The sequence below is a fragment of the Neobacillus cucumis genome, from assembly GCF_002860255.1.
GTDB classification, from domain to species: Bacteria; Bacillota; Bacilli; order Bacillales; family Cytobacillaceae; genus Neobacillus; species Neobacillus cucumis_A.
Window position 1 is genome coordinate 1 of sequence record NZ_PGVE01000043.1, and the last position, 15,204, is coordinate 15,204.

General features: G+C 40.7%; 11 protein-coding genes. 3 read left to right on the forward strand and 8 right to left on the reverse strand.

What is annotated here, in order from left to right:
* Positions 1-77 precede the first annotated feature (77 nt).
* The 6 genes from CVD27_RS11715 to CVD27_RS11740 form a co-directional block, all read right to left on the reverse strand.
* Entirely contained in the window at positions 78-1,766 is a 1,689-nt protein-coding gene (locus CVD27_RS11715) for a GAP1-N2 domain-containing protein (protein WP_101648094.1), read from the reverse strand.
* The gene (locus tag CVD27_RS11720; protein ID WP_101648095.1) at positions 1,763-3,031 is read right to left on the reverse strand and encodes a TRAFAC clade GTPase domain-containing protein; all 1,269 of its coding nucleotides are present in this window, start codon (positions 3,029-3,031) and stop codon (positions 1,763-1,765) included. The genes CVD27_RS11715 and CVD27_RS11720 overlap by 4 nt, the downstream gene beginning before the upstream one ends.
* An 11-nt stretch (positions 3,032-3,042) precedes the next feature.
* Positions 3,043-3,684 (reverse strand): beta-mannanase, encoded by a 642-nt coding sequence (locus tag CVD27_RS11725; RefSeq protein ID WP_101648096.1) that lies wholly within the window; start codon positions 3,682-3,684, stop codon positions 3,043-3,045.
* Between the two features lie 239 nt (positions 3,685-3,923).
* Positions 3,924-6,275 (reverse strand): hypothetical protein, encoded by a 2,352-nt coding sequence (locus tag CVD27_RS11730; protein WP_101648097.1) that lies wholly within the window; start codon positions 6,273-6,275, stop codon positions 3,924-3,926.
* Positions 6,276-6,363: 88 nt separating this feature from the next.
* Positions 6,364-9,756, reverse strand: a complete 3,393-nt coding sequence (locus CVD27_RS11735) for a tubulin-like doman-containing protein (protein ID WP_101648098.1) — start codon at positions 9,754-9,756, stop codon at positions 6,364-6,366.
* Between the two features lie 41 nt (positions 9,757-9,797).
* Positions 9,798-11,588, reverse strand: coding sequence for a VWA domain-containing protein (locus CVD27_RS11740; RefSeq protein ID WP_101648099.1), 1,791 nt, complete (start codon positions 11,586-11,588; stop codon positions 9,798-9,800).
* Between the two features lie 182 nt (positions 11,589-11,770).
* Here CVD27_RS11740 and CVD27_RS28050 point away from each other — a divergent pair, with 182 nt between their 5' ends.
* Together CVD27_RS28050 and CVD27_RS11745 are read left to right on the forward strand one after the other, a co-directional pair.
* On the forward strand, positions 11,771-11,920 hold the full coding sequence (locus CVD27_RS28050) for a hypothetical protein (RefSeq protein ID WP_180960241.1): 150 nt from the start codon (positions 11,771-11,773) through the stop codon (positions 11,918-11,920).
* Positions 11,913-12,842 carry a hypothetical protein gene (locus CVD27_RS11745; protein ID WP_101648100.1) on the forward strand — a complete coding sequence of 310 codons (930 nt, stop codon included), beginning with the start codon at positions 11,913-11,915 and terminating at the stop codon, positions 12,840-12,842. Before CVD27_RS28050 ends, CVD27_RS11745 begins: the two co-directional genes overlap by 8 nt.
* Positions 12,843-12,881: 39 nt before the next feature.
* Here the strand turns inward: CVD27_RS11745 and CVD27_RS11750 are convergent, their stop codons facing one another.
* Positions 12,882-13,190 (reverse strand): DUF4359 domain-containing protein, encoded by a 309-nt coding sequence (locus CVD27_RS11750; RefSeq protein ID WP_101648101.1) that lies wholly within the window; start codon positions 13,188-13,190, stop codon positions 12,882-12,884.
* 338 nt (positions 13,191-13,528) lie between these two features.
* On the opposite strand from CVD27_RS11750, the gene CVD27_RS11755 reads away from it, so the two are divergent.
* A complete protein-coding gene (locus tag CVD27_RS11755; RefSeq protein WP_180960242.1) occupies positions 13,529-14,446 on the forward strand; it encodes a CPBP family intramembrane glutamic endopeptidase in 918 nt (305 codons plus the stop codon).
* Between the two features lie 108 nt (positions 14,447-14,554).
* Here the strand turns inward: CVD27_RS11755 and CVD27_RS11760 are convergent, their stop codons facing one another.
* A complete protein-coding gene (locus tag CVD27_RS11760; RefSeq protein WP_101648103.1) occupies positions 14,555-14,947 on the reverse strand; it encodes a GtrA family protein in 393 nt (130 codons plus the stop codon).
* Positions 14,948-15,204 lie beyond the last annotated feature (257 nt).

The following is a 15,204-nucleotide window of genomic DNA, read 5'->3' on the forward strand; positions in this document are numbered from 1 at the left end:
GAGTAGGACGTTGCCAGGCACGGAAAAAGACAGCTCAAATAGCTGCCTTTTTTTGTTTTTTAAGAGGAAAATCGTTTTCAGCTCATTCCTTTTAGTAACCTAACAAGCGGATTGGAAGTCTCTTTCTCTATTTCCTTTACAAAAAGTTTAAATAAAGAATCATTCACTGATTGTAATTCCTTTCGCCATGTCTTATTCTTCCAAATGGACCTTGGATGGTGTATTAAATACGATTTTAACGAACTTCTAAAGAGTAAGTCCACCGCTGCAAGGTTCGCACTCTCTTTAATAAATGAACACATGGTCATCTCGTTATAATGGTTAATGATAAAATTCAATAACTTAGGAAAATCAACCTCATCATTACTAGTTTCAAAGGCGATAAAAAGTAATCGAAATGGTGCTGATATAGATTTTTCACTGAGTATTCTCTGCAGCATCCCATTGAGCTGATGCCGGCCATTACTAGTTAACAGCTTAAGATAACAAGAAGCTGATTCTCCTGAGGAATTTATTAGTTTCGAAAGAGCTTTAAGAACCAAAAAATAATCCCGTGCGGTTTCATTCTTTATTTTTAAAACAAGTTCATCGGAAATATTATCCCTAAAACACTTAAGATCTTCTAATTTCAGATTCTTCATACGAAGGTTAAGATCAACAGCCAATTGTCCATTCTCCAAAACCCTCAAAAACAATTCAACTAATGGTGACTTATCCTCCTCTCTATGTTTCAAAAATTTAATCAGTTTATCTAGGAATGCAACTTTATCCTTTAAGAAAAGGTCACGGTCATCATTGGCTAGTGTAAGAAATAAATCGGTTAACTGATTGTAACTTTCTAATGACAATTTTTCCTCTACTGGTAAACCGGCTAATGCCATTTCGGAAAATTTAAAGAAATCATCCATCCGGGTTAAATCCTCAAAGGCAAAATCAAAAAACTCCTTTTGTTCAAGGGGCAAAGATACGCTGGAAATAAATCCGCCAGCAAAATCGAAAATAAATTGCTTTTTAATCGAAGGATCACTGATATTAAGTGTTCCGGGTTCAAAAAAGGTAACATGAATATAATTTCTTGTTTCTGGTTCACTTGTAAAGGTAATGGCCCCTAGCATATTTCTAAAAGCATATGGCAGATAAAGAAAAAGTAATTCTAGCAGCATAAGTGCGTAACGGCTGTATTCCTGCAAAGGCACATTTAGAGTAATGAATACCTTCTTCTTACCGGAAATCGAAGTCATAACCGCATACAAGAGCTGCTGAAGGTCAGCATTTTTAATCCCCAGCCTATTTAGTACTATATCTTCTAAAATATCAGCTTTTTTATAGGAAACCAACTCTAGTTCTGGCAGAACAGGACCTTGGCTGATATCATAGCTTGTTTGAAAGGATTCCTTGAGTTGAAACAGCATTTCGGGCTGTTGAACCCAGTGATCTTTTTGATCAGAAGGAATAACAAAGCTATGCATAAAATAGGTGCTGCGGGCACCCGTAAAATCCGCAGGAACAAAAACAGCCTGACCAATTACAAGCTCACCGGTTTCAGGCTGAAAAATGGTCACCGCCGGGGGATAACAAGAAGAATCCCTGTTACCTTGTTCTCTGAGCTTTTTTGGACCATGATACAGACAAAAAGGATGCAAATATTTTTTTACAAAAAAAGGTTCAAGCCCTTCTGACATCGCAATGGTGTCATATCCGGCGGAGTCTTGAAATATTCCTTTCCGTTCCCGTGTATACATATGCTGGTGAATTTTTTCGGTCACTCCCTGTGTCTCCCCTCGATATATCCCAATTTATAAAGCAGCCAAATAAATGGTTCATCCACACGAACCGGACTAATTATCCCGCTTACTTGCTGATTAACGGGATTACTTCCTAATGAGGATACAGCAAAGTAAGAGATTTCCTTAAAATACACATCTAGCGCATTCACGAGCGGGATATCCACTTTTGTTAAAAATCTTTTCATTTCTCCATTGATATTCTCATACTCACCTAAATCGAGATATTCCCGGTGCGTAAAATGGCGAAACACATTACTGTTCGTCCCGATATAATCCCCAGCCCCATCTTTTAACGCATGTAGAAGATCACTTTTTGTTAATATCACTGCGGTAAGGATACTTGTTTTGCTGTCTTCTAAATGGGCGATAAAGTCGCTGAAAAGCGAGATCACCACTTCGCGGGGCTCCTCACCTTGGACCGAAATTTCTCCTGGGTGTTCTCCCATCTGATAAATTAACTTATCGCGAATGGTACGAATTTGGATGGGGTCGACCAAGAACATAATCCCGGCTGAATTTTTAATATGAGCGGCATGAAGCTTGAGATAGTCTTTGTCGGTCATTCCTTCTCCTGCAACATCAAAAAACACAAGAGTCAGCGGAGCATGGTCTTCATTTTTAAAAATAAATTGAAAAATAAACGGTTCTTGCCGGATGGTTTTTTCTGTTGATTGTAACAAGCTCCCATGTTCAAAGAGAGGAGCTTCATAGTTGATTCGAAAGCGTCTGCTAATTTCAGTGGTAAGTGGAATACAGGCTGCATTGAAATTATTGGCAGTCAAATGTTGGAGTGTGTGAATCAGCGTGGTCATGAAAACTGTTTTTCCAACTGAAGTGGCACCCACAATTGAGACGATATTGCTTGGATATTTTCCGGCGGTAATTGGCAGGTCGTTATGACATTCAGGGCAAAGCCGATTTCGTGTTACCATGGAGTATTTATCAGAAATCCCCATTAAGACGTGATTGGAATAGATTTTTTGTTCATCTGGAACCCTCAATGGTTCAATAATTGCTTCTAGTTCATCAATTGGCGCAAGTCCAAATTTAGCACGGTAACTGTTTAATTGTTCATCTTCCTGAAGGGCGAATTCCTCGTCGTCCTCCCGATAATGAGCGGCCCTGAAAACGACCTCCTCATGGTGGAATTTTGAAAAACAGTAAGGGCAGACAATATCGTAAAATGGTAATCTTTCCTTTAATGGCTGTTTATTCTCAAAGAGGCGTTTTAATAGTGAGAACATCAATGGACCCCCTATACAGGAATCAGCTCAAAATGTTGAGCCGCATCTTTTCCGTTTCTTAAGAAAATTTGAATGAACTCATGTTGATCAATTTCAATTTCCGACAGGACGGTTTTTCCGGGAACGAAGTCCCGAATAAAAGGATAGATGGTTCCATCCTCCACCGAGAGGGGAACTCCACCGCTTTTTTTTACGTAGACAAGTTCATCTTTTCTGAGTGGCAGTTCGGTAGTAATGGCCATTTTTACTCTTTTTTGGGTCTGAAAGAGTTTATGTTTATAAGTGATTGAAAAATAAACCTTTGCCGTGGACCCGCTGATATAGGCACAATTGTGTTCATTTTCTTGACGAAAGACAGTCAGTTGGCCACCTTCTTTTTTACCAGGGAAAATCCGAAGGGCCATTTGCCCTATTGTGTCTAGCTTGAGAAAGTACCCTTGGTTTGCTTTATACTCCTCACGAGTGTAGAGCTTTAAATCATGTGGATTGAATTCCTTATTGGACTTTATCTTGTCTGTAGAAGTTTTATGAATATAAACAAAATCAATTTTGCTTGGCCAAAACCAGCGAACATGTACATCGGTGTCCGTTCGTGTAATCTTGATATCTTTTATTTCATCAATAGGGGAAGAAATCGGTTCCCAGTTCACCACTGATCACCACCAAGGTTTATTTCTGTTTGAAGCTCACTAATCCAGTCCTGTGGTACGCTAAACGGTCGCTTCCGCTTTTGAAATTATAATAGTAAAGGACTTTAACTTTGATACCCGTCTAGCTCCAGCGTCCAGCGGCTAGTGGACTTCGCTCTTCTCCCTACGATAAGTCAACATCGGATCGCTGTCGCTCTCCGTGTTTCCTTTATCTCAGTCGAAGCGCTCCAGTCCATACGCCGCTAAACGGACGCTTCCGCTTTTGAGTGAAACTCATACCCATTTTCGGTATATTTCTTATAGTACTTTTCACCATTGCGATAGTACATAAGGTCTTTTAATGTGAATCCTCCCATAAGAGTTAGCTTTTCAATTCCGCTTGTTTTCTTTTCATGTGAACAGCCAACCTTCCATTGCCGTGTTTCATATTCTTTTTCTAAGGCATACTGCATGAACTGGCTGTAAAAGTCGCCGAAGAAATACTTTTCTTCATAACGGTTTACATGGGTATAGTGAAATACCTCAATATGGACAGACGACCCAACGTCCAAACGGAGATATAATTTCTTAAACAAATCCTCTTTCGTAAGAATTTCCCTGTTTTCATAGTTGGTCATGACATTGGACCGATCTAACAATTCATCTTCAAAGCTGCGGTGAAACTCCTTCTGAGTTAGTACCTCGCGTTCACAAACAAACAGCAATCGTTCAAGAAGGTCTTCAGGATTCTCCCTTTCAAGATAAGAAGGAAGATTCCCAAAAAAACGTTCATTTAAAAAGAAATAGGGTCCCTGTTTTTCCTTAAATCTTGCCGTAACCGACTTGAGCATCCCCCCATAATATTGGGCAATATTTTTTTCTAATTCATCGTCAGATTCTAACAAACTTTCCGATGCGGTCTTTTTCAGGATGGCTCCCACTGTGTTGATCAGTTTGATTTTTGGTTTTAGAGAGTGATGAAGTTCTCCGAGTACTGCTTGGTATTGTTTTAAGATGCTTTGTTTTACCTTTAGCTTAAGGATCTCATATTGGGTACCATATACTTCTGTGAAAAAGTAATCCAAAAAGCTGATTAGATTTTTCCTGTTCGAAAAGGGAAGAACGCTTTTTTTAAAATGACTGTGCTCCACTGCTTGCTGATAGATCCCGTCAAGCTGTTCCTCAAGCTTTAACAGCTCGTTCCTTGTTTCTTCCAACATTCGTTTCATTTCATTCAAAATATTCATTTCTGAATTAGGCTGATCAGCGGTCCACCGATAGGCACAAAATAGTCCGTATTGTTCATGATTCATTACATTTTCATAGAAACACCATTCAATTTGCTCTCTAAGGTCTAAATTCTGTAGAAACGCTCGGACAGGCTCTTCAAAGTTCTGAGAAAAGAAGGCTTGGGTACCCCCTTCATAAAGATACTCCTCCGCTTCAAACAGCGTCATTGCCTTCACGGTTTGATAGGAATTGGTCACCCTGATCAATCCGAGCATGTCATGAAGCTGATCAGCAGAAGGAAGGAAGTGCTCGTAATATTTTTGAAAGGAGGACTCAGTTAAATCAAAAAGACTAAGTATTTTCTCCCTGGGCTGGATGCTTTGCGATTTAAGAGTTTCTAACAGCTCATGAAAAAAGTGACTGGCCGCGTGAAGAATGATTGTCTGATTCGGGCGGGTCACTTTGGCAAAACCGGCCGAAGCATAGACGGGGTCTGGTAAATTTCCCTTGATTGCCCGTTTAAAGTTTTGATGCTGGTAACTGTCCATTTTTTCATGATAGTCCGTAATGATTTTTCGATTTTTCAACAGGTTTAAATTGCTTATAATTTCATAGTTTTGTTGAATGGCCTCTTCCGTAATTAGCCCATTTTCATTTTTATCGCTTAATAAATAGACCATATCAAAGAGCGGAGAAGAATGGTGGCTTACAGGCAGTCTTAAATGATCCTCTGTCAGCTGCAGATCTTTCTCAAAACAGAAATCATTTTGTTGATACCGATCTAGTTCTTTTAAAAAGCTAATGCCAAGCGAGGTAGAGTAGGCAAAGTTTTCACCGTCCTGTTTTTCCTTAAGCAGCCCGAATAAATCCACTTCCACCATTCGAAAGGATTCTTGCAGGATACTTTTTAAAAGCAAGGTGATTTCTGGTATAAGAATGTTTACAGGGTCATCAATCGCTGTCACGACACAGAGATTTACCTTTTGAAACGATGAATAGGCCTTTCCATATTCAGCAAGTTTGGAGGCAGCCTTGCGAAAACATTTATTCAGTTCGATGAGCATGGTTTCATTCTGATCAAAGGCCTCATACATGTCTTTTCGTTGTGATTTACGATGTATCCCTTTATCGTCCATCTGGACTGAAAACAAGTTATCCGCGATCATCGTTTCGGTTTGATAGGCATGTAAATAGATAACTCCGCTGCTATTGTGCCATTTTTCCTGATTCATCTTTTTGATGACTAATAGGGCCTCCTTCACAAGGTCACCTATAAATAAAAAAACAATCGGATAGTTGACACTGCGCTGTACATTTTCTGATTGACTCAATTTTTCGAGGTGGATGGAGAAGGAGTCGGCATACTTTTGTAAAAGATCTCGCACAGGTGTATCCCTCCAATAAAAACATGATTCCTTGAAGATTTGGAATTAGAGGCCACAGCGTAGATTCACCTGTGGCCATGAGTTTATCTTATGACTTCAATTGCCTTAGCATTTCCTGGACTTTCATCAGCATCTCTTTATAAAAATGGTACAATTCCTCGCCATTAACCAAATCCTTGTATTCATAATCAAGGGTTTCTTTTTCTTTTTTATAGGTATTTGCCATTTGCTCTAGAGCGAAAATTAGCTGTGCTGCACTTTCTTGTTGAATTAACTCACTTGAGCGCCGCTCTGATTTTTTTTCGAGCTGTGCTCTTTGTTTTGGGCTTAACGCTTTGAATGCTTGATAGATTTCGAAGTCTGCAAATTTCGTCTTCTTCATCAGGTTCACGAGCGGCTCCCAAGCATCTTCCTCTAAATCTTTATCGTATACGTATAACGCTCCTCGTTTTTTTATGGTATTTGTGTAAATGGCCTGGATAAACTGATTTATCAACATTTCTTGTTCTTTTTGCAGGGAAAGGTATTGCTCGATTTCAATCATTTTTTCTTGAATAAAACGATACTTTCGTACTTCTAATTTCACTTTTTCGATTAGCTTTGGGGAACGGATCAAGTTTTCTTTTGCCATTTCTACATTGGTGCTTCCAAAAATATCACAGCAGCCCGTAGATTCCATTCCCCCCGTAAACATTTCATTTAGATGATGCAGCACCAGGTTAAGATTTCTAATGCTTGCTTGATCAAGCTTCTTCGGGTCAAGTTCATATTTGGCAAATAACGCACCGCTGTTGAACTCTTTGGTAAAATGGCATTGGTATTTTGCACTTGTGTTGCGCTCGTCATCTTTCACGGTGATACAGCCAAATTTCATTGCTTCGTCAAACAGCGACCGGACGGACGTATTGTACTCTTGCACTCTCGGATTCTGGTACGTATCTCCCCATGACTTTTCTGGGATGGGTGAAGGGAGGTAGAGCCAGTTTTCTGTCTCTGTTTGAACTAGGTGCCGGCCCACACCTTCTTTTTCGAGAATGGTTTTTTCATAGGAAGCTTCATATATGGTCAATGGTGAATAAGCATAAAGAGGTATCCCATTTTTCGTATTTAACCAGAAAATCCTGTTTTTTAATTCACTTTCTTTAATGGTGAAGCGGGAATGGCTTAACGAGTGTTTTTCAAAATTTTTAATCCCGTTAAAAATGTTTGGTGCCTTCACAGGAACGGACACAAAGCCCCATTGCGGGAAGTGGAGCTGGCCGTTGCTGTTTGCCAGGTGGAACACCGGCAGGGCGTCACGGTCCAGGCGGGCGGCAATCTTTTCTTCAATGATCTTGTCGATGGGCTTATCATCGCCGTACTTCAGACGTAAAAAGTCTTCCATCGATCTTGTAATCAAATCACCGAACTGGTCGGTGAGAAACTCTGACACCGTACCAACCACATCTACTTCCGATTCCTTGACCCAATAGGCTGATTTTTCAAGGAGCATTTCCGACCATTGCTGGATCAGCATTTCACCATCCTTAGACTGAAATATCCGCTGAATCTCTGGGGAGGTATCCGGGACACTGACCAAATGCCAATAATAGGTGTAGGACTGATCCTGGTTTATTTCCTCACCCTCTATTAAAATATCGGCATTCTTTTCAAAAATCGTTTTTAAGGTTTCTAAGATTTCTTTATATACTTCATAGATTTTGTTGTTTTGGTTATTTAAGAGTTGGTAGAAATCTTCGTAAAACTCCAGCATTTCTTCCATTCTGGCTTTTTCCGCCCTGGCGTAATATTCGTTTAGTTTGGCCTCCATATAGGCATTCTTTTTGCGGTCTTTTGCGATAAAGGCACTTCGAGCTTCCTCTAATTTGTTATGTGCATATTCCTGCTCCGATTGAATCGCTTGCGGGATTCGTTCCAACCGATCACGGAGACCTGTCATATATACCTGTAAGGTTTTTAACAGACAGAAGCCGTCATTCGAGTAAATGAGCCGGGATGCATAGATAGGGCCCTTTTGCGGATGGAGGAATAAGCGCTCCATTTGCCGGCGGAATTCTTCCATGATTTCTCCAGGAAGCTGCTTTTTGCATTTCCGGTATTGCTCCCTCGCTTTTAGTAAGTATTCTCTTTCCAGTTCTTCATCGAGATGAATGACTCCCGATTTAATGACGTTTTGGTAAGAGAAGCGGTCGCTGTTTTCATATCCGGATAAGGGCTCCGGTACACGGTCATTGAAACGCTGATGGAGGGAGTCGGGGTCAATTCGCAGTTTTTCCGCAAACTGGTCGACATCTGTTTGGTCGTGTTCCACCTCAAACATCTTGCTCATTTTTTCAAATAGTTTATAGCCGAGATAGGTTGTCAGTTCTTCCAGCGGAATCTCGGCCATGGATGCTCCGATAATATTGTATTGGTAGTTGGCAGCATAAGGCTTTGGCATCTGGGCAATATTAGTTCGGATGTTGCTGATATAGTCGTGGATCGCAAACTCTTCACTGGATTTCTTATCTTCATTGGCCATGAAGTTCGTAATATTTTCAGCAGTGACATTCATGCAGTAATCATAAGCATTCTCGAGCCACTTTCCTTCGAGATTGGTCCCTGAGATTAAATGGCAAAGATTAAACGGCGGCATCGGAGAATTGACCTCTAATAGGCTGCCATACTTCATTTTAAAGCGTTCATTTCGTTCATCACAATTCATCCAGTAATCGAGTTCCTTTAACGCAGCAAAGCCATTTTTTTCAATATATTCGACCGTATGGGAGCTTAAGCCGCGTTTAGACAGGTTCACATCCGGAGTGAAAAGGTAACCAAGCATGCTGACTTTATCGACGCCGGTTGGTCCGAATTTTCGTTCCATGATTCCGCGGGTGATATAGGCAATATCAAGATAACAGCCGCTGCCTGTGCCTCCGGAGAGACCTGTTAGGATAAACACATATAGCCGTTTATTGGTCCCCTCAAGGACAGCTTCAATTTTTCGTTCGATCGTCTGGACGACTTGATTAATTTTAGTAAACAGCAGCAGTCTGCCCGCCTGGCGGACACCGGAAGCTCCGCTGATTCCGTCGGTAATTAATAATTCAGGTGACAGCCACTCCTTGATATAGGACTCGAGAGTACTGCGGTTTTGGAGCAGGCCGCCAATTTCCGGGTTGGAGAGCAGAACGAACTCCTTCGTTGGATCGAGGCCAATCCCTTTGTATTTTTTGTTGCGGTCATATTCATTGGTTTCAAAGGCAAGAAATTCAATGTTATTGGGTTTTTCCTTTTTCTTTTTTGATAAAGGATCCTGCGGCAGTTTAAATCGGCGGTTCACCTGATACTTAAGCCTGAGCAGGGCATCAATCCCCGTTCCCCCAAGACCAATCACAAGCATCGGATTCCCAATCGTATCCACACGGATCTTCTCCGAAATAATCCCCCCGCCCAACGACACATCCAACTGCTGTATATGCTCCCTAACACTAGCTTTCATAGAAAACTCCTCCCTTGATGTTAGAAACGGTGCCTGTCACCTTATGAAATATACTCAATGTAAATGGATTTATTAACTTGTTTTGGTATGATGCGCAGGCGGTCGTTTCGTTTGATGATGAGGCCTTTTTGGGCATTGATGGCCCGGCCGCTTTTTTCGATGGTACAGTTTGAGTGATTAAGGAGTAACAGTGAGTCTCCTCCCGCCGGTTTAAAGATGACTTTGTCGGTTTCCGCAAACTCCGGAGCTAGTGCTACCAGCTGATGGAGGCGGAATTTTCCCTTGAAGATTTTTAGTTTTTTATATTGCGGACTGGTTCGGTCGCCGGTTCCTTCATCCTTGATTTCAATCACGATTTGTCCGCTAAACTTGCGGTTACTTACTTTTATTTTGGACCACAGCAGGGAAGCCAGAGCCGCAAGGAAGATAATCGCCGCTATACCGCCAGCAAGATAGAGCCAGTTAAATGAATGACCGTCACTAACAGTACCGGATGTTTTTCTTGGTTTCACATGTACGGGAGCAGCAGCGTCGACTGTTTGCAAGGTAAGTTTCTGTGGAGTAGTTTCACGGAAAAAGCTATTATCTTCCGCTTTCACCACCACTTCATAAGCAGATGCACTGCCAAACTTAAACTTCCCGGTGAAACCTTGTTCACCGGACTTTAACGAAAACTCCTCTGTTTTTCCCTTATCGAGGTCTTTGACATACAGGGTTCCCTTTAGGGATTGATAAATGGATGGATCCTTTATGGCTGTGCCGCCATCCTCGAGGAATGCCCCAACTTGAACGGTTTCCCCCGCTTGATAGCCTTCCTTCGGCAGTGTATTCAGTTTCAATCGTAAATCATAGTTATAGATAAGGTTGATATCGATTTTATCCTGTGGAAGACCCTTCACTCTTAATGTCCAAGCACCTTGCACCGGCTTCAGCAATTTGACCATAGAATAGGTCCCTGATTGTGTCAGTAAGACCTGATCGGAAGGGATAGATACCGATTGACCAGAAGGATTGATCAGTTGTACCTCAACCGGATGTTTCGAAAGAAGAGAGATATTTGCTTCCAGAACATTTTCATTTGGAACATTAAATTTAATATTCTGATAGTCACCATTTCCAATCAGTTGTTTTAACGGAACAATTTTCAGCTGTAAATGTCGTGCGAAAATTTCACTTAGGATCTGTGGGAGCTGCTCCGCTGAAGTGGCCTCAAAGAATTTGCCGCTTGTGCTATTCGCCACATTCGTGAGCACGTTCTTATTCAGCTTTCCATCTACATTTAAGCCAATCGTATAAATAGGATATCCTTTAGCTTTTGCCTCTCTGACCGCTGATTGAAGGGCTTCATCCGCCTGAGCACTCGTTTTTGTCCCCCTTGGATTCAGTTCGTTATTTCCATCCGCAAGCAGAACGATCAGCGGGGTGTAGTTCTTTTCATGGCTTGATTCCAGTACCTTTACAGCCTCTGAAACCCCGGTGGACAGATCTGTATAGGCGTATTTCCCAAGTGAGTCAATGAACGACTTTAAGTCTTTTTTATCTAGTTGTGAACCGATTTTCACCATTGCCTTTTCTCGCATAACCGCGTCAGCATAAGCGATTATCCCGATTTTATCTCCTTCAAGCGAAGCCATATCTATAAACATCTTCATAGCTTCTTTGCTGATATTAACCGGATCACTGCTTTTCATCGAGTTACTGACGTCTACCACGAGCATTCCTTCCATTCGAGAGGTGGAATGTAACGGACTTGCTGCGCGTACATTAAGATAACTGATATTCCAGAAAATAATCACCAGCAGGATGAAACAACGCATTATTTTTCTTAACATGTAGGTACCACCTCCATTTGCTGTCTCTATTTCTAAGGGAAAATAACCTCCAAACAACCCAACCCGATTGTTGTCATTATATTCCCAAGCTGTCCTCCCTAGAATGATAAAGTTGGTCCTTTCAACAGGTATCTACTAGAGAAATGCCCAGGCTTTTTATTGAGATAAGAGGAGGAGAATCCATGTATGGGCTGATTTTTACCAGTATCCTAGGTTCCATTTTGATTGTTAGAATCTATAAATTACTTAAAAATAAACACAGCAATGGAAGTTTTAATGATATGGATGAGGAATTGGTCATCATGCTGTCAGAGGGTGATACCCTTGGCTAAAAAGAAACAGAACTATCAGTTTCAAAAACTTAAAATGTGTAAGAAGTGTCAACGTTATTCGATTTTAAAAGATGAGATCTGTCCGGTATGTGGAAAGCACTATAAAAAAGTCTGCACATTTGTGAAGAAGAGCTTTATAAAACGCTTAATGACCGAATTAATGTGGATTCTAACGATAACCGGCTTGGGGATTATTTTCGCACCAGCCAAGCAAACCATGTACTATTTATCTGGGGGGTGCGCCTTTGGGATTAGCTACATCGTCATCCTTTCTTTCTTTTTAAAAAGTGAATACTACTGCCAGTTGAAAAAACGCCTTCGGAAGGATCTACGTAACATCCAAGCTGGAATACGCTTTGACAGTGACCTGGCGGAAGCGGAGGTAAAAGAGGGAAAGGTCGAAGAGGCTTATGAAAAATGGCGAGAAATAGGAGAGTTCGTTTTCAGTGATGCCGTAAAAATAAGACAGGTGAGGGTATTAAACAAGCTTCCATTAAAGAATGGTTTGGAAAGGGAGCTTGAACGGCTGATTCCATCCTCCTATGATCGAGATTTTGTAAAGTATGCTCTTAGAATGTTAAATCTTAACCGAGCCCGGATATCTAAAAAGTGTATCGCTTATTTAATCTGCTATCGAGGGAACATCGAGATTGATTTTGGAAGGGACTCCTTAATCGCTATTGCCGATACGGCTTTACGAATGAAGCTGTATATCCTAGAATTCTCTTCATTTATAGAAGAATTTCTTGAAGACTTACCAAAAGAACGTCTTTTAAGGCTTTGCAGCATGATTCACACCTATCCCCATCATGAATGGGGAAGCCTAAAGATGAGCACGACACGGCTGGTGGAAAGGAACTATTCATACGATCCGAATTTTAAACGGTTTTTAGAGCAGAAAAAGCTCTCAAGCCATGCATAAAAAAGGCCGAGTGGATATTCTTCCATTCGGCGCATTCCTTTATTTCTCTTTTTCTAAGTTAGTCAATGGTATAAACTGATTAAAAATCCCAAGCGTCGTCATCTTCCCCATCCCCACATCCGTGAAATCCGTCTTGTAGATAGAAAAAACAACATAATCCTTTTTAGTTGTACCTGCATCGAAAATGGATTTTCCGGCAACTGAAAGAATTCCCCTTTTTAGCAGGTTGGACGACTGATCCATTGTTTTCTGGTTAACCCAATCCACGTATTCGGACCGTCCAGGATTTGTCGCTGACAACACAAAGATTATCACAACTGAAAGCAACAAAGAAACTAACCGTTTCATTTTCAAACTCCTTATCCTTAAAATTCATTCAGCTTGTACATTCATATGTATCGTTAGCCTAAAAAATCACCTGTCTCATAGAATAATGGAAGCAACATAGTAATGATATTTGTCTGCTGGTATGTTAAATTATTACTATTATTATCTATTAATAGTTTTGCTAAACATGGGGCAGAGGTATATTTAAATGGTCCCAACAATAATCTTAAAGGAGAAAAATAGTGAAGAGAACCTGGAAGTGGATTTTAGGCTGTTTTCTATTCCTGCTTTTATTAAATGGATTTGGATTATGGGCAGTAACACTATTAAAATAAGCATTAAGGCAGGGAATGATGCGGATGACAACAAACTTAACAAAACCGATTTCAATAAAATTACTCTTTGCTATGCTAGTAGTAACCATAGGTGCTGAAGTTCTCCTTTATTTATCCCGTTTCAGCTATTTAGCTAGTACCTTTTATGATGCGATGATGGTATCTTCCTTTTTTATTGGTATAAAGCTTCACCAGCGGATTCGCAGTTCGGAACCGCACCCGGTAACGAAACGGAAGCTTACGCTAAAGTTTACAGGGGCCTTCTTGGTCTTCTTCCTTGGAAGTACGATTATTAATATTTATTCATCCAATACCTTCAACGATTTTAACGTTGATTATGATCAATACGTTCAAGAATACACGGATATGCAGATGGACGTAGATCCACAGCATTCAGAAACTGTAGAATCCGGAACAAAAGCCGAACCTAATTCAACTTTTTTTGATCAAATAGATACCATTGGCGCTGATATATATACGGATGCCCTTGCCGGATTAGAAGAGGTTTGGCGGCTGGCTTATATTATTCTCCTGCTAGTCGTATGTAAAAAGGTATTCCCGAAAAAATGGGCAAGTGGGAAGAGAGACCTCTTTTTAATGCTTGCTTTATTTCTCACTTCTATCCTGTTTGGGATTGACCATACATTGGATTCAGTAGAGCCATGGGAAGTTCGGATTGGTGCTATTGTCACCTTTGCCAATATGGGCTTATTATTTGGATTGATTTTATTATGGACAAGAAACCTTTGGGTCACCGTCCTCGTGCACTCTCTTTACGATATCAGCGCCACGCTTTCCTGGTATTATCTCGATTCTGCGGTAGAATTCCTGGCACTGGCCGTTTTAATTGTTCATGTTCTTGTTCTCACATTAGAAAAATTTCATAATAAACGCTCGCAGCCCCCATTGGAAAACGTAGAAGGGATACAGGCAGCAGAATAACCAAAGAGGTTCCGCTTTTTTCGTGCGGAACCTCTTTGGGTCTATCGATAGGAATATACAATGAATTCTATGAAAATGATACATTTTCATTTGGGTTATTTTCATATATTACTGTGCTTTTTCCCTATTGTTCATCCTGGGCTCAAAGGTCCACTTTTTATTTAAAATGAAGTTGATGCCCATTCCTAAACCAGTAGCGATTAATTGTGAAAGATACTGATTCCAGCCTATTATTTTTACAAAAAAATAAAGAATGGATGTATTGATACTAAGAACTACTAAATTGACGATGATAAATTTTACAAAAACAGAAAGATGGCGCTCCGTATATTGAAACACCCATTTCTTATTCCAATAATAGCTGTTTAATAAACCAATTAAATAGGAAAGGATATTTGCTAGCAGGTAGTGCATGCCTAATTTCACGAACAAGATATAGCAACCGATCGATAGAAGGGTATTCCCAACCCCCACTAGGCCAAATTTCAATAACTTTTTCATAATCTACCTTCCACCCAAATAATATGATTAACTCTATACTAATGATTGGTGAAAAGAAATGCAAAAATGGAAAGAAGATTGTCTATGCAAAAGGTCTGTTGATTTGTGCTCCAGGCGCTTCGCTTTCCGCGGGCGTGCCGGGGAGCCTCCTCGGCGCAAAAGCGCCTGCGGGGTCTCCCCTGCCCCGTACTCCCGCAGGAGTCTTCGCGCCTTCCGCTCCAATCAACAGAGTGTATTCAATAAAGACCTTCGACTCA